This window comes from Paraburkholderia sp. (assembly GCF_036488505.1).
In the GTDB taxonomy this organism is placed as follows: Bacteria; Pseudomonadota; Gammaproteobacteria; order Burkholderiales; family Burkholderiaceae; genus Paraburkholderia.
This window is the reverse complement of sequence record NZ_DASXHN010000223.1, coordinates 1-22,689: the sequence shown is the minus strand read 5'-3', so window position 1 is coordinate 22,689 and position 22,689 is coordinate 1. Positions and strand designations below refer to the sequence as shown.

Below are 22,689 nucleotides of genomic sequence, written 5' to 3'. Positions count from 1 at the left end.
GCGTCGTTCGACAGCGTCGCGGTCAGCACCGCCACCGTGCCCGCGCCGAGCACGTAGCCGATCAGCGTGCCGAACTCCAGGAAACTGCCCATGAAGCCACGGCGCTTGTCGGTCGAGAATTCGGCGATGAACGTCGCCGCGCCACCGTATTCGCCACCGGTCGAAAAGCCTTGCACGAGACGCGCGACCAGCAGCAGCACCGGTGCGAGCATGCCGATCGTCGCGTAGTTGGGGATCAGGCCGATCGCGAAGGTGCCGAGCGCCATCATGATCATCGTCATTGCCAGCACGCGCTGACGGCCGATGCGGTCACCGAGCGGCCCGAATACCATGCCGCCGACGGGGCGCACGAGGAACGCCGCGGCGAACGTGCCGAACGTCGCGATCAGTTGCGCGGACGGGCTCGACGACGGGAAGAACACTTTGCCGAGGGTGACGGCGATATAGCTGTACACGCCGAAATCGAACCATTCCATCGCGTTGCCGAGCGCCATCGCGCCGACGGCCCGCTTGAGTAGAGAGTTGTCGACGACCGTGATGTCGTCGAGGGACAGGCGTTGTTGTTCTTTGTCGTGTCGCCAGAAGGCGTTGCTGGAAGCGGTCAAGATTCAAAACTCCAATGACTGCGGCGAAACCGGTGATGCGCTTCGCCACGGTTGCTGGTGGTGCCATTTTCGCGAGCGAGGGCAACGCGGAAGGATCCGCGGCGCCGGCGCGCCGGCGGTGAACAAGAGGGCGTCAGGAAGAAACGGAACGCCCGTGCCTCACGACCCTGTCGCGAAAAAACACTCGTCTGGATTGTGCTGACTGTTGCACCTGCGTGGCCGTGGAAGGGGGGCAGATGCACGAAGGACGCTGAGGTCGCGGGAGTGACCCGAGCTTGACCCTGGCGCCGCTGGAAGGCTTGAAACGAAAAAGGCCGGTCTTGAATCTGCCGCTGATGCGGAGAAACGACCGACGAGCCTTCTTGTTAAAAAACAGCTCGATTCAGTGTGCCGCACGCGTGGTGAGCCCGCTTGAAACGAACGCGAATGAAGGTAATTGAATGTTGAAACGACGCATATGTTAGCACGATGACAGAGGATCGTGCAAACGGCGGGTTGTGCCGCGGGCTCGCAGCCGGCTGGATCCACCGCTGGGCGGGCGATTGGGGCGGGTCGATTCCGTCGCAAAAACGGACCGCTTAGAACATTTTCGGCGGGTTGTTCGGGCGGACAGCTACCGACGGGACGCGGGCAAGCCGGCCGAATTCAGCGGAACCGCGGGCAAAAAAAATCCGCGCTCGCGGTGCGGATTTTTTTGCTGCGCGACGCGCTGGGTTTTGCTCAGCGCGAGCAGGCGCTTCAGGTAATCGAGGCGATTCGGATGGGTCAGGCAGACGGCGGTACGAAGCCCGACGCGGTGTCCGCACCTTCGCCGAAGAAAAACTTTTCAGTCTGTTTCATCAGATATTGGCGCGCGCGCGGATCGGCCATGTTGAGACGATTTTCGTTGATCAGCATGGTCTGCTGCTTCAACCAGGCCTGCCAGGCCTCCTTCGAGATGCTTTCGTAGATCCGCTTGCCGAGTTCACCCGGCAGCGGCGGGAAATCGAGGCCTTCGGCTTCCTTGCCGAGCTTCGCGCATTGAACCATACGAGTCATGCTGTGCTTCTCCTGTAATCGATGTAGGGCGGGCAGACGTCTGTGCTTGTGCGGATCAGATGGGGCCGATCAGAGCTGTTTCATCAGCACGAGCGACTTGCGCTGCCAGTTATAGAGCCGGCGGCGGTCTTCGGGCAGGTCGTCGACCGTGACCTTGACGAAGCCGCGCTTGAGGAACCAGTGTTCGGTCCGGGTGGTGAGCACGAAAATGCGCGTGAGGCCGCGCGCCCGTGCGCGCTGCTCGATGCGCTTGAGCAGGCGCTCGCCGTCGCCGGTGCCTTGCGCTTCGGGCGCGACCGTGAGGCACGCCATTTCGCCGATGCGCTCCTGCGGATACGGATACAGCGCCGCGCAGCCGAACAGGACGCCGTCGTGCTCGATCACCGAGAAATGGTCGATGTCGCGCTCGATCTGGTGACGGCCGCGCCGTACCAGCGTGCCGTCCGCCTCTAGCGGCTCGATCAGCGCGAGAATACCGCCGACGTCGTCCGGTGTCGCTTCGCGCAGGCTTTCCAGGTTCTCGTACGAGATCATCGTGCCGACGCCGTCGTGCAGGAACAGCTCGAGCAGCAGGCTGCCGTCGAGCGCGTACGGGATGATGTGCGCGCGCGGCACGCCACCGCGGCACGCGCGGATCGAATGCTTCAGGTAGAACGCCGTGTCGCCGGTGAGTTCGCCGCTTTCGTGCAGCTTGTATGCGTCGTCGAGCGACAGTTCGCGAACCAGTTCGACGCCGTCTTCGCCCGGTTGCATCAGGCCCGGAGTTTCGGTCAGGAACACGATTTTGTCGGCGCGCAGTGCAATCGCGGCGGCCGATGCGACGTCTTCCATCGACAGATTGAACGCCTCGCCGGTCGGCGAGAAGCCGAGTGGCGACAGCAGCACCAGCTTGCGGCTCGCGAGTGAGTGGCGGATCGAATCCGCGTCGATCTTGCGCACGAGCCCGGTGTGCTGAAAATCGACGCCGTCGAGAATGCCGACCGGGCGCGCGGTGACGAAGTTGCCTGACACGACGCTGATGTGCGCGTGCGCCATCGGCGTGTTCGGCAAGCCCTGGCTGATCGCCGCTTCGATGTCGAGACGCACCTCGCCGGCCGCTTCCTTCGCGGACTCCAGCGCGCGCGCATCGGTGATGCGCATGCCGTGCGAGAACTCCGATTCCACGCCGTGCAGACTCATCTGCTCCTCGACCTGCGGGCGTGAGCCATGCACGAGTACGATCTGAATGCCCATCGCCTGCAACAGCGCGATGTCCGACACTAATGCATTCAGGAGCCTCTCGTGCACCACTTCGCCGCCGAAACCAACGACGAACGTCTTGTTGCGGAACGCGTGGATATAAGGAGCGACTGAACGCATCCAGTCGACGAATTGCGCATGCTGAGCGAGGACTTCCGTCGAGCCGGCGGGGGCCGGAACGCTCGCGGGCGCGGGGACGAGGTCGGTTTGGGAATTCATGCCGGGGATTATAATGCGCCCCCATGTCGAATGTACCCAAAAGTCCCGCTGCGGCGAACGAGCAAAAGGCGCCGGCCGCCGATCAGTCGAACCCCGGCAACGAGCCGCGCCGTGCCGCGCAGGACGAGAAGCCTGAAGCAGCGCGCGACGCGCGTCGTGCGTCGGGTGCCTCTGCGCGGAAAGTACCGCCTGAAGGTCGAGGCGAAAGCGGTGAGCCGCGCGCAGTTGTGCGTGGTAACGCGGGTGATCAGCGCCGTGCCGGCGGGTCGCGAAACGAGCCGCGTGGCGGATCCGGCGATACACCCGATAGCGCCCCTCGGGGCGAACCGAAACGTGTGCCTCGCAATGAGCAGCACGCCACGCTTCGCGGCGAACAGCGTCGCACCGCGCGCGACGCGAAAGCCGGCGAAGCTCGCAACGAACCGCGCGAACCGCGTCGGCCACGCGTCGTCGAGCCGAATCCAATTCCGCCGATTACCTTCCCCGAAGCGCTGCCCGTTTCCGGACGCCGCGAAGAGATCGCGCGAGCGATTGCGGACAACCAGGTTGTGATCGTGTCGGGCGAGACCGGCTCGGGCAAGACCACGCAGTTGCCGAAGATCTGCCTGTCGCTCGGCCGGGGTCTGGGTGCTGGCGGCGCCGGTCTGATCGGGCACACGCAGCCGCGCCGGATCGCGGCGTCGGCGACCGGACGCCGTATTGCCGAGGAACTCGGCACGCCGTTCGGCGAGGTGGTCGGCTACAAGGTGCGCTTCAACGACAATCTTGCGCCGGGCGCATCGGTCAAGCTGATGACCGACGGCATCCTGCTTGCGGAAACGCAAACTGATCCGCTGCTCAACGCGTACGACACGCTGATCATCGACGAGGCGCACGAGCGCAGTCTGAACATCGATTTTCTGCTCGGCTATCTGAAGGAAATTCTCGTCAAGCGCCCCGATCTGAAGTTGATCGTGACGTCGGCGACGATCGACGCCGACCGGTTTGCGCGCCACTTCGGCAGCGATGACAAGCCCGCGCCGGTGATCGAGGTAAGCGGGCGGCTCTATCCGGTCGAACTGCGCTACCGGCCGGTCGTCGAGGAGAGTCCGGCCGTGAAGGCGGCGCAGGGTACGTCGGCTGCCGCTGCGGGGCGCGAGCGGCCGAAGACCCAACGCGAGACCGATCGCGATCTGATGGAAGCGATCGTCGACGCGGTCGACGAACTGTGCCGCCAAGGCCCCGGCGACGTCCTGGTGTTCCTGCCCGGCGAGCGCGAGATTCGCGACGCCGCCGAGGCGCTGCGCAAGCATCATCCGCCGCATACCGAAATTCTGCCGCTGTTCGCGCGGTTGTCGGCCGCCGAACAGGAGCGCGTGTTTCGCGCGTCGAACGCGCGCCGCATCGTGCTTGCAACCAATGTCGCAGAGACCTCTCTGACGGTGCCCGGTATCCGCTACGTGGTCGACACCGGGCTCGCGCGCGTAAAGCGCTACTCGTATCGCAACAAGGTCGAACAGTTGCAGGTCGAGTCGATTTCGCAGGCGGCGGCGAACCAGCGGGCGGGGCGTTGCGGCCGCGTCGCGGACGGCGTGTGCATCCGCCTGTACGAGGAAAGCGATTTCCAGGGGCGCGCGCGTTTCACCGATCCGGAGATTCTGCGCTCGTCGCTCGCGTCGGTAATTTTGCGCATGAAGTCGTTGCATCTGACGGCGATCGAGACCTTCCCGTTCATCGAGCCGCCGCCGGGCCGCGCGATCTCCGATGGCTATCAGCTGCTCAACGAACTCGGTGCGGTCGACGACGACAACCGCCTTACACCCCTCGGCCGCGAACTCGCGCGCCTGCCGCTCGATCCCCGCATCGGCCGGATGATTCTGGCCGCGCGCGACCAGCAGGCGCTCAAGGAAGTGCTGATCATCGCGAGCGCGCTGTCCGTGCAGGACCCGCGCGATCGGCCGATCGAAGCACAGGAGCAGGCGGACCAGGCGCATCGCCATTTCGCCGACGAACGCTCTGAATTCCTGCAGTGGCTGAAAATCTGGAACTGGTTCGACGAAGCGATCGCGCACAAGAAGTCGAATCGCCAGTTGCAGGACGAGTGCCGCAAGCACTTTCTGTCGCAACTGCGGCTGCGGGAATGGCGCGACGTCCATTCGCAACTGCTGACGGTGGTGCGCGAGCATGGCTGGCGTCTGAACGAAGCCGAAGCGACGTTCGAGCAGATCCATCTTGCGCTGCTGACCGGTTTGCTCGGCAATATCGGCCTGAAGGCCGACGACGAGCCTTACTACCTTGGCGCGCGCGGCATCAAGTTCTATCTGTGGCCCGGCTCGGCGCTCGTGAAAAAGGCGGGCAAATGGGTGATGGCCGCCGAACTTGTCGAAACGAGCCGCCTGTACGCGCGCTGCATCGCGAAGATCGAGCCGGAGTGGATCGAGAAAGTCGGCGCGCATCTGCTGAAAAAGTCGCTGTCGGAGCCGCATTGGGAAAAGCGTGCGGCGCAGGTGTCCGCCTTCGAGCGCGCGACGCTGCATGGGCTGCCGATCTATCACCGGCGGCGCGTGGCGTTCGGCAGACAGGATCCGGCACGGGCGCGTGAACTGTTCATTCGCGGCGCGCTCGTTGAAGGTGAGTTTGATACGAAGCTCGCGTTTTTTGCGCACAACCGCAAGCTGCTCGCCGATATCGAGCAGCTCGAACACAAGTCGCGCCGTCAGGACGTGCTCGTCGACGACGAGCTGATTTTCGCGTTTTACGATCAGGCGCTGCCGGACGGCATCTACACGGGCGCATCGTTCGAGCGCTGGTATCGCGACGAGATCAAAAAGAGCGGCCAGGCGGAAGACAAGCTGCGGCTGCTGTACTTGTCGCGCGACGATCTGATGCGGCACGAAGCGGCCGGCGTTACAACCGATCTGTTCCCGAAGCGGCTCACGATGGCGGGCATCGAGATGGCGCTCACGTATCACTTCGAGCCGGGCACGCCCCGCGACGGGGTGACGCTCGCGGTGCCGCTGTATGCGCTGAACCAGGTCGACGCGCGCCGCTGTGAATGGCTCGTGCCCGGCATGCTGAAGGAAAAGACGCAACTGCTGCTGAAGTCGCTGCCGCAGAAGCTGCGTCGTCATTGCGTGCCGCTGCCCGACTACGCGGCCGGTTTCGCCGAGCGGCACGGCGCGCAGCGCTTCGGCGCGGGCGGCCTGCTGGACGCGCTGATTGCCGATGTGCGCGAGCAAACCCAGATCGCGATGAAGCAGTCCGACTTCAAGCTGGAGACCTTGCCCGCGCATCTGTTCATGAACTTCAAGGTCATCGACGAGCATGGCCGGCAGCTGGCGATGGGACGCAATCTGTCGCAACTGCGCGCCGAACTGGGCGGTCAGGCGCAACAGCATTTCCAGAAAATCGTCTCCAGCGCCGCTGGGGTGGCGTTGGCCGATGCGGGCGGCGCCGCCGCGGCGTCGGTGCAAACCACAGATCCCACTGCGAGCGGCGCGCAGCGCGGTAAGGGGGCGGTCGCACCAGGCCCTCGGACAGCGCCGCAGGACGGCGCAGCCGGCACCGCGCTCTACGAAAATCTGACCACGTGGAATTTCGGCAAGTTGCCCGAACTGCTGGAAATTCGTCGCGGCGGTCAGACGCTGTTCGGTTACCCGGCTTTGGTGGATCGCGGCACGCATTGCGACGTCGAGGTGTTTGATTCGCCGGAAGAAGCTGCGCGAATTCACCGTGCGGGCTTGCGCCGGCTGTTCGCTCTGCAGTTGAAGGAACCGATCAGATATCTGGAGAAGAATCTCCCGGGTCTGCGCGAAATGGCGATGCAGTTCATGCCGCGCGGCACACAAGAGGAACTGCGCGAGCAACTGATCGACACCGCGCTCGATCGCGCGTGTCTGCAGGATCCGCTGCCCGACGATGATGCGAGCTTCCACACGCGACGTGACGAAGGACGCAGCCGCCTCACGCTGCTCGCGCAGGAAATCTCGCGACTGGTTGGGCAGATTCTCAGCGAGTACGCGAGCTTGACGAAGAAGCTCGTGCAGGCGAAGCCGTTTGCGGCCGCGCACGCCGATCTGCAGAATCAGCTCGATGCGCTGGTTGGCAAGCGCTTCGTCGTCGACACGCCTTATAACCAGCTGGCGCACTTCCCGCGTTATCTGAAGGGGATGGCGCTGCGTATCGACAAGTTGCGGGCCGACGCGACGCGCGATGCCCGGCAATTCGCCGAATTGCAGCCGCTGTTGCAGCACTATCAGCGCGCGGTGTCGCAGCGCGGCGGTGTGGTGGATCCACGCCTCGCGGAATTCCGCTGGCTGCTGGAGGAATTGCGAATTTCGCTGTTCGCGCAGGAGCTGCGCACACCGATGCCTGTCTCGGTGAAGCGTCTGTACAAGGTGTGGGACTCGATGCAGCGCTAAGCGGGGCGAGGGCGGCTGAGGGTGCCGGGCGTTGCGCAACCCACGGACCGCCGCGCGCGGTAGGGACGAGTTGCGGCGCGCGACGACGGTGAAACCGATGACGTGCGCGAACAGTGCTGATTTTGCCCGCTGTGGCGTCCAGCGCTGCGACACGCGTGGCGGGCCATCGCAGCGGTCGATCACGCTCGGACCCGGTCCGCCCGGTCCTACCGATTCGACTACCAATGCACCCCCGCACCGACTGATGCCCCGAACTGACCGCGTGAATCGGCGCTGCCCTGAACCTTGTAGACCCAACTGCCCGTGTCGGACAACTGCGACACGCCGAGGGCCAGCGCTGACTGGCCAGCGTACGTGCCGCCAGCCATCGCGATCATTCCGCGCCCGGGCAGCACCGCTTGCGGCAAGCCCGCCATGGCCAGGGCGGTTGCGGTACCGCCGTATCCGTCACGGCGTGCGGAGCGAATCTGGTCGTCGGTATAGCGGTTCGCCTGATCGACCGCGGCGCCCACGCTTTGCCTCAACTGGTTGACGTTGACCGCGTCAGTGCCTTGGACCCCGGCTGCTACGTGCGTGATCTGGCGTTGCTGCGCTGCGGTGCCGACAGATACGGTGTTAGCCCGGTCAGCCAACGAGCCTTGACCCAGCGCCACCGAATTATCGGCGCCCGCGTTCGCGGCGGCGCCCAGCGCGGTCGCATTGTTGCCGCTGGCTACCGCGTCCGCACCGATGGCCGTTGCGTTCGCGCCGGTGGCTTGGGCATTCGCGCCGGCCGCGACCGCGTGCACACCCGATGACACCGCGACCTCGCTATCACGGTCGACGTCCGCGCTGAACGACGGGCTGATCGAGTTGCCCATCACGTTACTGATCGCACCATCGAGCGCCGCAGTGAGTTGACCGACGTTGACCGCATCGGTCGCCTCCACGCCGTTCGCGACGTTGTGAAGGACGGTTCCGGTCGCGGGGTCGCCGCCGAGCGTGACGCCGTTTCGGTCAATGCTGCCGTCCTCGTTGGTGTCGTACATGACCGCTGCGTCAAGCTTCGTGGCCATGGCGGCGCTCTGATCGCTTACCGCCTGCAGTTGCGCGACGTTGACCGCATCGGTCGCTTCCACGCCGTTCGCGACGTTGTGAAGGACGGTTCCGCCCGCGGGGTCGCCGCCGAACGTGACGCTGTTGCGGTTGATGCTGCCGTCGGCGTTCGTGTCGTATATGACCGCCGCGTCGAGCCTGGCGGCCGTGGCCGCACTCTGGTTGCCTACCGCCTTCAGTTGCGCAACGTTGACCGCGTCGGTATCGGCTGATCCGGCGGCAACGTTAGTGATCTGGCGCTCGTTGCCAATGGAGCCGACCGAGACCGTGCCAATGCGGTCGGCAATGGAGCCGTTGCCGAGCGCGACGGAGTCGACGGCGAGTGCGCTAGCGTTATAGCCGAGGGACAGCGCGTTGCGCGCGGCAGCGTTCGCACCGTAGCCGAGCGCAATGGAACCGTCGCCGCTTGCGGTGGCGTATGCGCCAACCGCTGTTGCATCGTCGCCGGACGCGGCGGCCGAGGTGCCAATTGACGTCGCGTCCATCGCGGTGGCCACCGCATCGGCGCCGAGCGCGGTCGAGCCGGTTCCATTCGCGTTGGAGCCCGCGCCGAATGCCGTCGCATTGGCGCCGGTCGCGCTCGAATGACTGCCCGCCGCGAGCGTGTGCGTGCCGCTGGCGACAGCTGCGTTGGAACCGTCGATCGGGTCGTCAGCTTTGAAGTAATGCAGCGCGCTACTTTGAGCAATCTCATCGACTTTGCCGTCGACCGCGCTCAACTGGCTGACGTTGACCGCGTCGGTGGGCGCCGCGCCTGCCGCGACGTGAGTCAGGCGGCGCTCGCTGGTTCCCGAACCCAGCGAGACCTCGCCGATCGGGACGGCTGCCGCGATTGAAGTCGCGCCGTTTCCCGCTGGTGCGAAGGCGGTCTGCGACAGATCGGCGGTGGTGCTTGAATTCGCGCCGAGCGCGACGCTATTTTCGGCGGCAGCATTCGCGCCCGGGCCCAGCGCGACTGCGTTGGCTCCCGTTGCTGTCGCGCCGAAGCCGATCGCGCTGGCACGAGTTCCGGTTGCCTCGGCAGTGACGCCGAGTGCGATCCCGCCGATACCGCTGACGTTCGCCTCGCTGCCGAGCGCCACACCCCAATCGGCGCTCGCCGTGGCCCATGCGCCGGTGGCCAGCGAGCGGGCGGCGCTGGCTTGCGCGTTGTAGCCGACTGCGGTCGCCCCGATCCCGGTTGCGCTGGAAAGGGCGCCGAATGTACTTGCAGCGTTCTCTGCCGCCATGGAACCGGAGCCTGCCGCTATGGAATCCACTCCTAGCGCTGCGGCGCTGAGCCCGAACGCGCTGGCGCGCTCTGCCTGTGCGTTCGCACCCGAGCCCACGGCACTCGCGCCGTCTCCTTGCGCGATCGCGTCCCGGCCGAGCGCAAGCGCAGCTTGGCCCTCGGCACTGGCGGCGGCCCCCACTGCCGTTGCGCCGTCGCTTTGCGCGTTGGCCTGCCAGCCGGCAGCAAGCGATGCGTCGCCGGCTGCGCCGGCCTGCTCGCCGAGCGCAATCGCGCCATTGCCCAGCGCATTGGCCGCGTCCAGATCGGCTGGATCGAGGGCGGCACGCACATTCGCGACATGCAGCGCCGTCGCAGCCAGCGCCACGCTCAAGGTGCTGCGAACCGCTTGCGCAACGGCTTTTCTCCGCATCGCCGTACACCCGGTTATGGCAATGTTTTTATTCGTCAATTCGGAACCTCCACTTTATTAGCTGATACGGTTTGACGCGTCGACTCATGCGCACGATAAAAACGGCAATTACCCCGCGTGTATCGCGCGGGTAATTACCAAAACGTGAAAAAAGCAGCAAACAGGCATCGCTCCTCGGTGCGCTTGTGCCCGCGCGTGAGAGCGTGCCCGAGCGACCTTATCGCGCGCCCGAGCCTTGAACGAAAGCGTCAGCGACGCACTGGCAGAAGCGCCGGTGCTGAAGTGCAGTATGCGATTTCGCCGCGCGGTCCGGATATCAGCAGATTCCGAAACTCAAAGAACAAACGCTATCTAAATAAAAAACATTTTATGGATAGAAAACGGGATCATTCCTATTGTCTCCAATAACGAACTGGCGGATTCTAAAGTAAGCTGATTTATCGAAGACGTAAGCCGATCTGTGATTGATACAGCGGGAGGTACCTTGGCACCTTTATCAGAAAGCACCGTGGTTTCCCATCCGAAGCGCGCGCCGAAAGCCGCTGCCGGCAAGCTGCCACAACTCATCCCGCCCTCCATTTTCCGGGCCCCTGGCGGTGACTTGCGTCAACCGCCCGGCGCGGCAAACGTTCTACAATGACGGCTGTTCTCCGAAGCGAGTTTTCATGCGTAAATTTTTTCTCCGCGGCTTGACGGCCACGTTCGCCGGTAGCGCGGCGCTGGTCGCTGCCGCAGGCTTTTTTTCTCCGGCGGCTCACGCCAACAACGTGATCGTGCTCAATTCCGGTGAAGCCACGCTGAGCCTGATCGACGAGAACAGCCGCCAGGTCGTGGCGACCGTCCCCACCGGAAAGGAGCCACACCATCTGATGGCGACGCCGGACAACTCATCGCTGATCGTCGCCAATTCGGTATCGAACAATCTGATGTTCGTTGATCCGAAGACGGGTCACGTACAGCGCTGGATCGAGAACATCGAAGACCCGTACCAGATCGGCTTTTCGCCGGACCGCAAATGGCTCGTCACGACCGGGCTGCGCCTCGACCGCCTCGACGTCTATCACTACGACAGCCAGAAGAACCAGATGACGCTCGCCTCGCGCCTGCCGCTCGCGGTCATGCCGAGCCACATGGCGTTCTCGAGCGACAGCAAAACGGTATTCGTCACGCTGCAGGTATCGGGTGAGCTGGCCGCGATCGACCTGCCCACGCAAACCGTGAAGTGGAAGATGAAGGTCGGCAAGGTGCCGGCGGGTTTGTGGATGACGCCGGGCGAAAAATATCTGCTCGTCGGCATGACCGGCGAGGACTACGTCGCGGTGGTCGACTGGCGCAACCAGAAGGTGGTCAAGACGATCCACACGGGCAAGGGCGCGCACAACTTCCGCTCACTGGCGGACGGCCACCACGTCGCGGTGTCGAATCGCGTGGCGGGCACGATCAGCATCCTCGACGAAGACACGCTCACCAACGTGGGCGACATCACCGGCCTGATGCCGGGGCCGGACGACATGGAACTTTCCGCCGACAAACGCTATCTGTGGGTTACGTTCCGCTTCGCGAAGCACGTCGGCATCATCGACCTGACTACGCGCAAGCTAATCCAGACGATCGCGGTGGGCCGCTCGCCGCACGGCATCTATTTCTTCGACCGCGCGCCGGTTACGGCGCCCAATGGGGCCTGACGTAATCAACGGCACCGGAACGCGCAACCATCAGGCCCCCCGCGTGCGAACCATGGACGAAGCAACCAGCACGGAACCAGTCACCAGGCCAGCATCATGTTCCATCTGATTTTTTCTTCGCTCGACAATGTCGTTTCAGCCATGCAGACATGGCTGTATGTCGACGTGGTGCAGCCGCTGCTGTTTCAGTTCAACCTGATGGACTACGACGAAGACACGTACGACAGTCTGTACTGGGTCATCGTCGGTGTATTCGAGGTGCTCGCAATGTACGCGCTCCTGCGCCCGCTCGAGGCGCTGCGTCCGGTGGAGCGGTGGGACGATCGTCGCGCAGTGCGGGTCGATGTGTTGTACACGTGGATCGCCAAGCTAGGCATTCTGAATCTGTTCTTTTTCTTCGCGCTGCAACCTTTCTTTGACCGCGTGCAGGGCTGGTTGAGGTTGCACGGCGTCGCGAACGTCAACTTCGACAATCTCTGGGTGGGCGTGACCACTCAGCCGCTCGTCACGTTCGTGATGTATTTGCTGATGCTCGACTTCGCCGGCTACTGGTATCACCGCTGGGAGCATCGCATTGGCGTGTGGTGGGAACTGCACGCGGTGCATCACAGCCAGCAGCAGATGTCGCTGTGGTCGGATGATCGCAATCATCTGCTCGACGATCTGCTGCAGGCATCGTTCTTCGCGACGATCGCGCTTGTGATCGGAGTGCCGCCGTCGCAGTTCGTCGTGCTGGTCGCAATCACGAATCTCGCGCAGAGCGTTCAGCACGCGAACATCCGGTTGCATTACGGCTGGCTCGGCGAGAGGCTGCTGGTCAGCCCGACGTTCCATCGCCGTCATCATGCAATTGGCTACGGTCACGAGGGGCTCAACTACGGTTGCAACTTCGGTGTGCTGTTCCCGTGGTGGGACATGCTGTTTGGTAGCGTGTCGTGGAGCCGGGACATGCAGCCAACCGGTATCAGCGATCAGCTCGAAGGGCGCCGCTATGGCGACGGCTTCTGGGCGCAGCATTGGCTCGCGTTCGTGCGCATCGCGCGGCGTCTGATGCCCAAGCGTCGCGAGCCGGATAGCGACGCGGCCACCATTTGAGCGCCTCGTCTGCCGCGCCGGTAGACGCTCCCGGTCGGGGTGCCGTGGTTTATCCTGTGCACGTTCGTGCGCACGGTCTGGTGTCCCCGCCTGGCTGCCCGGCGCGCGGCGCGTTTTCCCTTCTCATCGTTTCATTCGCAGGCACTGGCTCGCATGAATGATCTGTTGCGCTCGCTCGGTCGCGCGCTCGCAAGCGCATTCCATCCGCGCATGCTGTGGCTGACCTTCAAACCGTTTATCGTCGCCACGCTCGGCTGGGGCGCGATGCTGTGGTTTTTCTGGCAGACGCTGACCGGTGCGACCCGTTCGTGGCTCGACGACTGGTACTTTACCGGCACGCTTTACCACCTGTTCGACTGGCTCGGTTTTTCGTCGCTGCATGCGGTGATCGCACCGTTCATCGTGATCGCGGTGGCGATTCCGCTGATCGTCGTCACGGTGCTGCTGCTGATCGCGACGCTGTCGATGCCGGCCGTGATCCGCTTTCTCGGCGCGCGCCAGTTCGCCGGCCTCGAAATGCGCAAGGGCGGAACGTGGTACGGTAGCCTCGCTCAGGTACTGTGGAGCACACTGTTGTGTCTGGTGCTGCTCATCGTCACCTTGCCACTGTGGCTCGTGCCGCCGTTTTTCGCGCTGATTCCGCCGCTGCTGTGGGGCTGGCTCACGTATCGGGTGATGACCTACGACGCGCTGGCGCTGCATGCGACGCCCGACGAGCGCCGCGAGCTGCTGCGGCGCCATCGGCTGCCGCTGCTGCTGATCGGCATTGCGAGCGGCTTGCTGGGTTCGCTGCCGACCTTGCTGTGGGCGTCGTCGGTGTGGCTGATCGTGCTGTTCCCGGTGATCACGGCGGCGACGATCTGGATTTATGCGTTCATCCTCGTGTTTTCGGCGCTGTGGTTCGGCTATTACTGCCTGCGTGCGCTGCAGCGCATGCGGGCCCACGAGCATGGCGGTGCGCCCCACAGCGCGCCGGTTTCTTACTGATCAAACGAAAGAGGCCGCAATGGCATTTGGCGTCATCATCATCGGCGACGAAATCCTGTCGGGCAGACGCGTCGACAAGCATCTGCCGAAGGTTATCCAGTTGCTCGGCGCGCGCGGGTTGTCGCTCGGCTGGGCGGAGTATATCGGCGACGATCCGGAGCGCATCACGACGACGCTGCGACGCACGTTCGCATCGGGCGACATCGTGTTTTCGACGGGCGGCATCGGCGCGACGCCCGACGACCACACGCGTCAGTGCGCGGCGGCCGCGCTCGGCGTGCCGCTCGCGTTGCATCCTGAGGCTGCGAAGCTGATCCAGGAGCGGATCCGCGATATGTATCCGGCGAATTCGCCGACGCCGCTCGACCTCGACTCGCCCGAAAACCGGCATCGCCTGAACATGGGCACTTATCCGCAGGGCGCATCGATCATTCCGAACGGCTACAACAAGATTCCTGGTTTTTCGATCCAGCAGCATCATTTCGTGCCGGGTTTTCCAGTGATGGCCTGGCCGATGATCGAGTGGGTGCTCGACACGCAATACGCGCATCTGCACCACGCCAGGCCGCACGCGGAAAAGTCCCTGCTTGTGTTCGAGCTGCCGGAATCGCGCCTGACGCCACTGATGGAGAAGATCGAGCGCGATTTCCCTGGCGTGCGGGTCTTCAGCCTGCCGAGCGTCGGCGATGCCGAGCGCGGCGGCATCTATGCGCGTCACCATATCGATCTCGGCGTCAAAGGTGAGCCGGAGGCCGTTGCGGCGGCGTTCGTGAAGCTGCGCGAGGGGGTGCATCTGCTCGGCGGCGATATCGTCGAGCCGGAGCTTGCCGCGGCCGCCGTGGCCAAGCCGGGCAACTAACGACCACTGGCGGGCAAGGAAGCTCTCGACGCATTCGGTGTCCAGTTCACTGCAAACGGGCTCCTGCGGCAACTGTCGATGCGGGAGCGGCTCACCTGCAGGAGCTTCACACCCAGCGAGGCCGGTGCAGGGCCGCTAAAGTCGGTGTGGCTGACGCCGATCGCGCGGCTCACGAGCCGCTTCCGGTTTGCGTACTTCCAGGCGGTTGAGTCTTCCGGGGCAATCCGAATCATCGGATCGGACGCGTCGGCTCACGCTTGGGCCGGCGTCCTCGTTACAGGCATCGCTGATCATGCGCGCCCGAGCCGGCAGGTCCGAACCTCTCCTTCTTTTCTTCTATTGCGTGAGTCGCGTCCCGGCTGACCGTTGAACTTCGAGCCCACGTCCTGCACCGACTGCGTATCCAGAAGGCCCGGGCACGCGGCGATCAAGCGTCAGCGGGGACAAGCGCGCCGCCGCGCCGTCGTCATTGCGCTGTCACATTCACCATCAAGCACGGGTTCGGCGCCGCGCGCGTGGTAGCTAGCCTGCAAAGGCGGGCAGAAGGTAACGCAAACGGGGCGAGCCTGATCACCAGCCCGGGCGGCGCCATCGCGATCGAATCGCAACCGCAATGCAATTCAGCCCGCCGCTGCGGACCTGCACCGGCAGCCGGTCGCCGCGTCAATCGTCAAGCGCCGATCCACGGCAATCCGCGAAAGCACCATCCTGACACCATCTTCCGATGACCTTGGCCGTCCTTGTCGCCTTCGAAGCCTTCGAGCAGGTCGTACGCCTTCGTAAAGCCGGCTTGGGTCGCGGCAATCGCGGCAAGTTTCGAGCGCGCGGCACTGCGGCATAGGAACAGCACCGGCGTGTCGGGCGACGCGACTTGCGCGAGTTGCTGCACGAACTCCTGATTCGGCACCGCGCCTGGATAGCGCGTCCACTCGATGTGCGCATATTGTCCGTCCCCAATGATTGGCCGGCCGACCCAGTCGAGCTCGGCGCGGGTGCGCACGTCGACCAGACGCGCGCGGGGATCGAGTTGCAGCAGTTCGAACGCTTCGGCGGGCGAGACCGCGCCCGCGTAGGGCAGCTGGTTCCCGGTGCGGCGGGCGTCCGCCTGTGCGTATAGCTGTTCGAGCGAGCTCATGAGCGTCAACCTCCTTCGACCAAAAGAGCATTTTAGCGCGCGATACCGCGCACACGCGTGGGTCTTCCGGGGTGCGCGCCGTTGGTCGCCGAATTCGCCGATCGGGCAGGGATGCGCCACCGTGGTGCAATACTCTGTCAATGCACCAGTTCGGATCAAACCGCAGGTCCCACATCGAGGAACGCCCGACAATGGTGCATCGAAGAACAAGCGCCGTCCGCGGCAGTCTCAGCGTCCCTTCATACGGCGTGCCGAAATCCCCGTTCGGCAAGGTAGCTCGCCGGATCTCACCCACAGGACCCGCCTATGGCATGGAAGCTGCTTTACAGGTGCCGATCAATTTGTCCGGGCAGAATTTCCCGCTTGGTGGCTGCGTTTGAGGTGGACGCGCCGGGGCAGGTCAGCTAGATTGGGCGGCGGCTGAATCCGCCGAATTCGTTAATCAGGAGATAGGTTATGAGTAAATCCGTGGCCGACGTCATGCAACTCGTCAAGGACGAAGACGTCAAGTTTGTCGACTTCCGTTTCACCGACACGCGCGGCAAAGAGCAACACGTTTCGGTGCCGGTGTCGGCATTCGAGGATGACAAGTTCGAAAGCGGCCATGCGTTTGACGGTTCGTCGATTGCCGGCTGGAAGGGTATCGAAGCATCGGACATGCTGCTGATCCCCGATGCGAACACCGCCTTCATCGACCCGTTCTATGAAGAATCGACGCTGGTGCTCACCTGCGACGTGGTCGAACCGGCCGACGGCAAAGGCTACGAGCGCGACCCGCGCTCGCTCGCGAAGCGCGCCGAAGCGTATCTGAAGAGCTCGGGCCTGGGCGATACCGCGTTCTTCGGTCCGGAACCGGAATTCTTCATTTTCGACTCGGTCCGGTGGAACACGGATCAATCGGGCTGCTTCGTCAAGATCGGTTCGGAAGAAGCACCGTGGTCGTCGGCGAAGGAATTCGAAGGCGGCAATACCGGCCACCGTCCGGGCACGAAGGGCGGCTACTTCCCGGTTGCGCCGGTCGACACGTTCCAGGACATGCGCTCGGAAATGTGTCTGCTGCTCGAACAGATCGGCATTCCGGTCGAAGTGCATCACCACGAAGTCGCGGGTCAGGGCCAGAACGAAATCGGCACCAAGTTCTCCACGCTGGTCCAGCGCGCCGACTGGCTGCAGCAGATGAAGTACATCATCCACAACGTTGCTCACACGTACGGCAAGACGGCGACGTTCATGCCGAAGCCGATCGTCGGCGATAACGGCTCGGGCATGCACGTTCACCAGTCGATCTGGAAGGACGGCCAGAACCTGTTCGCGGGCAACGGCTACGCCGGTCTGTCGGAATTCGCGCTGTTCTACATCGGCGGCATCATCAAGCATGCTCGCGCGCTGAACGCGATTACGAACCCGTCGACGAACTCGTACAAGCGTCTCGTGCCGCACTTCGAAGCACCGGTCAAGCTCGCCTACTCGGCGCGCAACCGTTCGGCATCGATCCGCATTCCGCACGTGTCGAACCCGAAGGGCCGCCGTATCGAAACGCGCTTCCCGGATCCGATGGCGAATCCGTACCTGTGCTTCTCCGCCCTGATGATGGCGGGTCTGGACGGCGTGCAGAACAAGATTCATCCGGGCGAAGCCGCCGACAAGAACCTGTACGACCTGCCGCCGGAAGAGGATGCAAAGATCCCGACCGTGTGCGCCGGTCTCGATCAGGCGCTCGACTCGCTCGACGCGGATCGCGAATTCCTGACGCGCGGTGGCGTGTTCACGGATTCGATGCTCGACGCGTACATCGAACTGAAGACGGTGGAACTGCAGCGTTATCGCCAGGCGGTGCACCCGATCGAATTCGAAATGTACTACTCGCTGTAAGCGGCGATGGCGCTTCGCCCGTCACCCGGCGAAGCGCGTTGCCCGACGCTCGCGATCGGTCACGAAGGGACGGCGGCGCCGTCCCTTTTTCGTTAGGGCCGTGGCTTTGCGTTTGCATGACCGGCCGCGCCGCCGGGAGCACGCAACAGGCGCACGCGCCGGGCGCAGGCGACCGGTCGGAACGCAGTATCCGGCGCAGCAATCCTGATTTATTCGCATCTCCTACTGGCCCGACTGCAAGATGGTTCTGAAGAATCTGATCAAGGCAAGGAAAGGACACGAACAGACGCTGTCGGACGACGTGCAACTCGTGGGCTCCGGTTTGCTGCCGGGCTTCGAGGCGTTGCCGACGGTGGTGCTGGTGCTCGACAAGCGCACGCTGCGCGTCGCGTATGCGAATCCGTCGGCGGAGTCGATGCTCGAGATGTCGCGCCGGCAACTCACGCAGATGGCCTGGCCGGAGATTTTCTCGAACGCCGACGAACTGGTCGCGACGATCACCGCGATCGCCGCGCACCGCTTTCACGCAACCCATCTGGACGCCGTGCTCGAACGTCCGGCCCACGAGCCGTTGCACGTGCATGCGATCGTCGGCTTTCTGGAAAGCGCGCAGGATTACGTGCTGCTGGAATTGTTCGAGAACGAGCGGCATCTGCGCAGCGACCGCGAGGAGCGCATCAACGACCTCACGGCGGTCAACAAGCAGTTGATCCGCAATCTCGCGCACGAAATCAAGAACCCGCTTGGCGGGATTCGGGGCGCCGCGCAATTGCTCGAGTTCGAACTCGGCGAGCGCCAGCGCGACGAGTTGCGCGAGTACACCCAGGTCATCATCAAGGAGTCGGATCGGCTGCAAACGCTGGTGGACCGTCTGCTCGAACCTCACCGTCATCCGCATATCGTCGGCGACGTGAACATTCACGAGGTATGCGAGCGCGTGCGCCAGGTGATTCTCGCGGAGTTTCCGCGCGGTCTCACGATCGTGCGCGATTACGACGTCAGCGTGCCGGACCTGCGCGGCGACAAGGAACAACTGATCCAGGCGCTGCTCAATATCGTGCGTAACGCGGCCGAGGCACTGCGCGAGCGCATCTCGCAGGGCGATGCGCGCATCGAGTTACGCACGCGCATCGCGCGCAAGATCACGATTTCGAAACGCCTCTGTAAGCTGGCACTGGACTTGCATATCGTAGATAACGGCCCAGGCATTCCCGAAGAGATTCGCGACCGCATTTTCTATCCGCTCGTGTCGGGGCGCGACGACGGCAGCGGTCTCGGTCTCACGCTCGCGCAGACCTTCGTGCAGCAGCACGACGGCCTGATCGAGGTGGAAAGCCGGCCGGGCCACACCGAGTTTCAGATTCTGCTGCCGCTCGACTGCTAACACCACAAGCATCTCAAGACTTCTGACCGACCTATATGAAGCCGATCTGGATAGTAGACGACGATCAATCGATTCGCTGGGTGCTCGAAAAAGCGCTCGCACGCGAAAACTTCGCGACCCGCAGCTTCGCGAACGTGCGCGAAGCGTCGGCCGCGCTCGATCACGACAGCCCGCAGGTGCTGGTCTCCGACATTCGGATGCCGGGCGGCTCCGGGCTCGAACTGCTGCAGACCGTGCGCGACAAGGTGCCGGGCCTGCCGGTCATCATCATGACCGCGTTCTCGGATCTCGATAGCGCGGTCGCCGCATTCCAGGGCGGCGCGTTCGAGTATCTGGCCAAACCGTTCGACGTCGACAAGGCGGTGGAGCTGATCCGTCGCGCGGTCGACGAAAGCATGCGCGGCGAGCAGACGTGGGACGAGCGCGTCGCCGAGGCGCCGGAGATGCTCGGCCAGGCGCCGGCGATGCAGGACATGTTTCGCGCGATCGGCCGCCTGTCGCATTCGGCGGCGACCGTGCTCATTACCGGCGAATCGGGCACCGGCAAGGAACTGGTCGCGCGCGCGTTGCACCGGCATAGCCCACGCGCGAACGGTCAGTTCATCGCGCTGAACACGGCCGCGATTCCGAAGGACCTGCTCGAATCGGAGCTGTTCGGCCACGAGCGCGGCGCGTTCACCGGCGCTCAGGCGATGCGCCAGGGGCGCTTCGAGCAGGCCGAGAACGGCACGCTCTTTCTGGACGAAATCGGCGATATGCCGTTCGATTTGCAGACGCGTCTGTTGCGCGTGCTGTCGGACGGCCAGTTCTATCGCGTGGGCGGCCACAATCCGCTGCGCTCGAATGTGCGGGTGATCGCGGCGACGCACCAGAATCTCGAATCGCGCGTGCGTCAAGGGCTGTTTCGCGAGGATCTGTACCACCGGCTCAACGTGATCCGTCTGCGCCTGCCCGCGCTGCGCGAGCGCAGCGAGGACATTCCGTTGCTCACGCGGCATTTCCTGCAGAAGAGCGCGCACGATCTCGGCGTCGAACCGAAACGGGTGTCCGACGAGGCGCTTGCGTATCTCGCGTCGTTGCCGTTTCCCGGCAATGTGCGGCAGCTCGAAAACCTCGCCAACTGGCTCACGGTGATGGCGCCCGCGCAGACGATCGAGATCAAGGACCTGCCGCCCGACCTCGAGGCGGCGCGGGTCGAGGCGGCCGATCCCACCGCGAGCGCTGCGACCAATTCGACGGCGGATGCGGGGGCGGCGTCCGGCGCCGGTTTCGCGGGCAGTGGGGCGCTCGGTGGCGCCTATGCTGCCGCCGCATATCCACCGGGGGCGAGCGGCGCGGCGAACGCGGCAAGCGCGGGCGCATCGATCGCGACCGCGCTGAGCGCGTGGGAAGGTGGCTTGCGTACCGAAGTCGCGCGAATGCTGCGCGAAAACGCGGCGGACGTGATGGACGAACTCGCGCGCCGTTTCGAAGCGGCGGTGATTCGCGAGGCGCTCGACTTTACGCGCGGGCGCAAGGTCGAAGCGGCCGAGCGGCTCGGTATCGGGCGTAATACGATTACGCGCAAGATTCAGGAACTGCACATCGAGCCCTGATCCCTGTGCATCAGGCGACGTTGCAGGCGAGGCGGTGAAAGCCGCCTTCGCCGTTTCTGCATCGAACTTTCCGCACCGGAGCTGACGGGTCGAACTCTGCGCAAACTGCCCAACCGCGTGCACAAGGCATAATCGACGCTGTTTTTCTCCCGACAGCCGACGATGCCCGCTTCTTCCGCCCCGTTCCAGTGGCCGCTTTCCCCCGATCCCTTCCTGCCGCTCGAAGCGCTTGACGACCCCCAGGTGCTCGAATGGGTCGAAGCGCAGAACGCGCGTACACGCGCCGCGTGGTGCAGCGGCGCGTCGTTCGATACGCTCAAGCGCCGGCTCGCCGACGCGTATCTGCCGCGCGAGCGTCCGGTAATTCCAGATCGATGGAAGGACTGGGCTTACGATCTGTGGCAGGACGAACGCAATCCGCGCGGGATCTGGCGGCGTACGCCGTGGGCCGCGTGGCGTAGCGGGGCGCCAAGCTGGCAGAACCTGCTCGACTTCGACGCGCTCGGCGCGGCCGAACGCACGCCTTGGGTCTGCGTCGATCTCGACATCCTTTATCCGGATGGCGACCGCGCGCTGATTACGATGTCGCCGGGCGGCTCGGATGCGCTCGTCGTGCGCGAGTTCGACATCGACACAGGGCGTTTCGTCGATGACGGCTTCGCGATTGCGAAGGCGGGCAAGCACACGGCGTCGTGGATCGATCGCGATACGCTGTACGTCGGCTGGGACAACGGCCGCAAGTCGCTGACGCGCTCCGGCTATCCGCGCGAGGTGCGGCGTTGGACCCGCGGCACCGCGCTGGCCGATGCCCCGGTCGTGTATCGCGGCGAGTTCCGCGATATCGGCGTCGAAGCGCATTACGATCCGCTCGAGCGGCGGCACACGGTGACGAGCAGCATCGACTTCTTCGATTCGCACACGTACTCCCTCGACGACGCGACCGGCGCGTGGCATCGCTATGACGTGCCCGCCCATGTCGCGGTGGGCGGCTGGCAAGGCTGGCTGTTGCTGGAGCCGCGGCTCGACTGGGACTGCAACGGTGTGTGCTATCCGGGCGGCGCGCTGCTCGCGATTCGCGAGGACGCGTTTGTGCGCGGCGCGCGCGAGGTCACGCCGCTTTTCGTGCCGACGCCGCTGACCTCGGCGTGTGAGTGGTCGCATACGCGCCATCACCTGATCGTGTCGTATCTCGATGACGTGCGCAGCAAGACCCTGATCTGCACGCCGTCGCAGCGCGAGGACGGTGGATGGCAGTGGCGCGAGCGCGTGTTTGCGTCACGCGGCGGCGCGCAGGAAGGATCGCAGCACGAAGCGTTTGAAGAAGCGCAGATCGATGTGTCCCCGGTGGAAGAGACGCTCAACGATGAAGTGTTCGTCGACACCGACGATTATCTGCAACCGCCGGCGTACTGGCTCGCCGATCTCGCCGACCTCACGCGCGAGGAGCCGGGCGATGGGTCGGCCGAATGGGAATTGCTCGACCGCTGGCCTACGCAGTTCGACGCGACGCGCTTGACTGTGACGCGCGGCCATGCGGTGTCGGCTGATGGCACGCACGTGCCGTACACGGTGATCGGGCCGAAAAACGCCTGCGCCGTCGATGAAAACACCCCGCGCCCGTGCCTGCTCAGCGGCTACGGTGGCTTCGCGATTCCACTGCTGCCGAGCTATCCGACCGGGCAGGGCGTCGGCTGGCTGGAGCGCGGCGGCGTGTACGTGGTCGCGCATACGCGCGGCGGCGGGGAGTTCGGCACGCGCTGGCATACAGCGGCGCAGGGCCCGCATCGGCAGCGCGCCTTCGACGATTTCATCGCGGTCGCCGAAGCGCTGATCGCGAC

The 22,689-nt window shown here is 64.3% G+C and carries 14 protein-coding genes; 9 read left to right on the top strand and 5 right to left on the bottom strand.

The features are described from left to right. From VGH68_RS13480 to argA, 3 genes are all read right to left on the bottom strand, one after another. Nucleotides 1-605 (bottom strand): MFS transporter (locus VGH68_RS13480; protein ID WP_331604128.1); only part of this gene is annotated, 605 nt, incomplete at its 3' end. A 765-nt stretch (nt 606-1,370) separates the two neighbouring features. Next, entirely contained in the window at nt 1,371-1,643 is a 273-nt protein-coding gene (locus VGH68_RS13475; protein ID WP_331604127.1) for an oxidative damage protection protein, read from the bottom strand. A 69-nt stretch (nt 1,644-1,712) separates the two neighbouring features. Next, nucleotides 1,713-3,101, bottom strand: a complete 1,389-nt coding sequence (gene argA / locus VGH68_RS13470; RefSeq protein WP_331604126.1) for an amino-acid N-acetyltransferase — start codon at nt 3,099-3,101, stop codon at nt 1,713-1,715. 23 nt (nt 3,102-3,124) lie between these two features. Between argA and hrpA the strand changes: the two genes are divergently transcribed. Next, the gene (gene hrpA, locus VGH68_RS13465; RefSeq protein WP_331604125.1) at nt 3,125-7,501 is read left to right on the top strand and encodes an ATP-dependent RNA helicase HrpA; all 4,377 of its coding nucleotides are present in this window, start codon (nt 3,125-3,127) and stop codon (nt 7,499-7,501) included. A gap of 218 nt (nt 7,502-7,719) precedes the next feature. Here the strand turns inward: hrpA and VGH68_RS13460 are convergent, their stop codons facing one another. Beyond that, entirely contained in the window at nt 7,720-10,239 is a 2,520-nt protein-coding gene (locus tag VGH68_RS13460) for a YadA family autotransporter adhesin (RefSeq protein ID WP_331604124.1), read from the bottom strand. Between the two features lie 665 nt (nt 10,240-10,904). Between VGH68_RS13460 and VGH68_RS13455 the strand changes: the two genes are divergently transcribed. The 4 genes from VGH68_RS13455 (at nt 10,905) to VGH68_RS13440 (ending at nt 14,865) form a co-directional block, all read left to right on the top strand. Continuing rightward, entirely contained in the window at nt 10,905-11,924 is a 1,020-nt protein-coding gene (locus tag VGH68_RS13455; protein ID WP_331604123.1) for a beta-propeller fold lactonase family protein, read from the top strand. Nucleotides 11,925-12,020: 96 nt separating this feature from the next. Next, nucleotides 12,021-13,019 carry a sterol desaturase family protein gene (locus tag VGH68_RS13450; protein ID WP_331604122.1) on the top strand — a complete coding sequence of 333 codons (999 nt, stop codon included), beginning with the start codon at nt 12,021-12,023 and terminating at the stop codon, nt 13,017-13,019. Nucleotides 13,020-13,172: 153 nt separating this feature from the next. After that, nucleotides 13,173-14,006: an EI24 domain-containing protein gene (locus VGH68_RS13445; RefSeq protein WP_331604121.1), complete on the top strand. Its 834-nt coding sequence runs from the start codon at nt 13,173-13,175 to the stop codon at nt 14,004-14,006. 19 nt (nt 14,007-14,025) lie between these two features. Continuing rightward, nucleotides 14,026-14,865 carry a competence/damage-inducible protein A gene (locus tag VGH68_RS13440; RefSeq protein WP_331604119.1) on the top strand — a complete coding sequence of 280 codons (840 nt, stop codon included), beginning with the start codon at nt 14,026-14,028 and terminating at the stop codon, nt 14,863-14,865. Nucleotides 14,866-15,535: 670 nt separating this feature from the next. On the opposite strand, the gene VGH68_RS13435 is transcribed toward VGH68_RS13440, so the two are convergent. Next, nucleotides 15,536-16,000 carry a rhodanese-like domain-containing protein gene (locus VGH68_RS13435; RefSeq protein ID WP_331604118.1) on the bottom strand — a complete coding sequence of 155 codons (465 nt, stop codon included), beginning with the start codon at nt 15,998-16,000 and terminating at the stop codon, nt 15,536-15,538. A 456-nt stretch (nt 16,001-16,456) separates the two neighbouring features. On the opposite strand from VGH68_RS13435, the gene glnA reads away from it, so the two are divergent. From glnA to VGH68_RS13415, 4 genes are all read left to right on the top strand, one after another. Then, nucleotides 16,457-17,872 (top strand): type I glutamate--ammonia ligase, encoded by a 1,416-nt coding sequence (glnA, locus tag VGH68_RS13430; RefSeq protein WP_331604117.1) that lies wholly within the window; start codon nt 16,457-16,459, stop codon nt 17,870-17,872. 241 nt (nt 17,873-18,113) lie between these two features. Next, nucleotides 18,114-19,256 carry a nitrogen regulation protein NR(II) gene (glnL, locus tag VGH68_RS13425; RefSeq protein ID WP_331604116.1) on the top strand — a complete coding sequence of 381 codons (1,143 nt, stop codon included), beginning with the start codon at nt 18,114-18,116 and terminating at the stop codon, nt 19,254-19,256. Between the two features lie 35 nt (nt 19,257-19,291). Beyond that, nucleotides 19,292-20,851 carry a nitrogen regulation protein NR(I) gene (gene ntrC, locus VGH68_RS13420; protein WP_331604115.1) on the top strand — a complete coding sequence of 520 codons (1,560 nt, stop codon included), beginning with the start codon at nt 19,292-19,294 and terminating at the stop codon, nt 20,849-20,851. Between the two features lie 162 nt (nt 20,852-21,013). Next, nucleotides 21,014-22,689: prolyl oligopeptidase family serine peptidase (locus tag VGH68_RS13415; RefSeq protein WP_331604114.1), on the top strand; the 1,676-nt coding region annotated here is incomplete at its 3' end.

What these genes read in the sequence shown, in the direction of transcription:
- argA (WP_331604126.1), bottom strand. Translation starts at nt 3,101, where the DNA reads ATGAATTCCCAAACCGACCTCGTCCCCGCGCCCGCGAGCGTTCCGGCC.
- VGH68_RS13440 (WP_331604119.1), top strand. Translation starts at nt 14,026, where the DNA reads ATGGCATTTGGCGTCATCATCATCGGCGACGAAATCCTGTCGGGCAGA.
- ntrC (WP_331604115.1), top strand. Translation starts at nt 19,292, where the DNA reads ATGAAGCCGATCTGGATAGTAGACGACGATCAATCGATTCGCTGGGTG.
- VGH68_RS13445 (WP_331604121.1), top strand. Translation starts at nt 13,173, where the DNA reads ATGAATGATCTGTTGCGCTCGCTCGGTCGCGCGCTCGCAAGCGCATTC.
- glnL (WP_331604116.1), top strand. Translation starts at nt 18,114, where the DNA reads ATGGTTCTGAAGAATCTGATCAAGGCAAGGAAAGGACACGAACAGACG.
- VGH68_RS13475 (WP_331604127.1), bottom strand. Translation starts at nt 1,643, where the DNA reads ATGACTCGTATGGTTCAATGCGCGAAGCTCGGCAAGGAAGCCGAAGGC.
- VGH68_RS13435 (WP_331604118.1), bottom strand. Translation starts at nt 16,000, where the DNA reads ATGAGCTCGCTCGAACAGCTATACGCACAGGCGGACGCCCGCCGCACC.
- hrpA (WP_331604125.1), top strand. Translation starts at nt 3,125, where the DNA reads ATGTCGAATGTACCCAAAAGTCCCGCTGCGGCGAACGAGCAAAAGGCG.
- VGH68_RS13455 (WP_331604123.1), top strand. Translation starts at nt 10,905, where the DNA reads ATGCGTAAATTTTTTCTCCGCGGCTTGACGGCCACGTTCGCCGGTAGC.
- glnA (WP_331604117.1), top strand. Translation starts at nt 16,457, where the DNA reads ATGAGTAAATCCGTGGCCGACGTCATGCAACTCGTCAAGGACGAAGAC.
- VGH68_RS13460 (WP_331604124.1), bottom strand. Translation starts at nt 10,239, where the DNA reads ATGCGGAGAAAAGCCGTTGCGCAAGCGGTTCGCAGCACCTTGAGCGTG.
- VGH68_RS13450 (WP_331604122.1), top strand. Translation starts at nt 12,021, where the DNA reads ATGTTCCATCTGATTTTTTCTTCGCTCGACAATGTCGTTTCAGCCATG.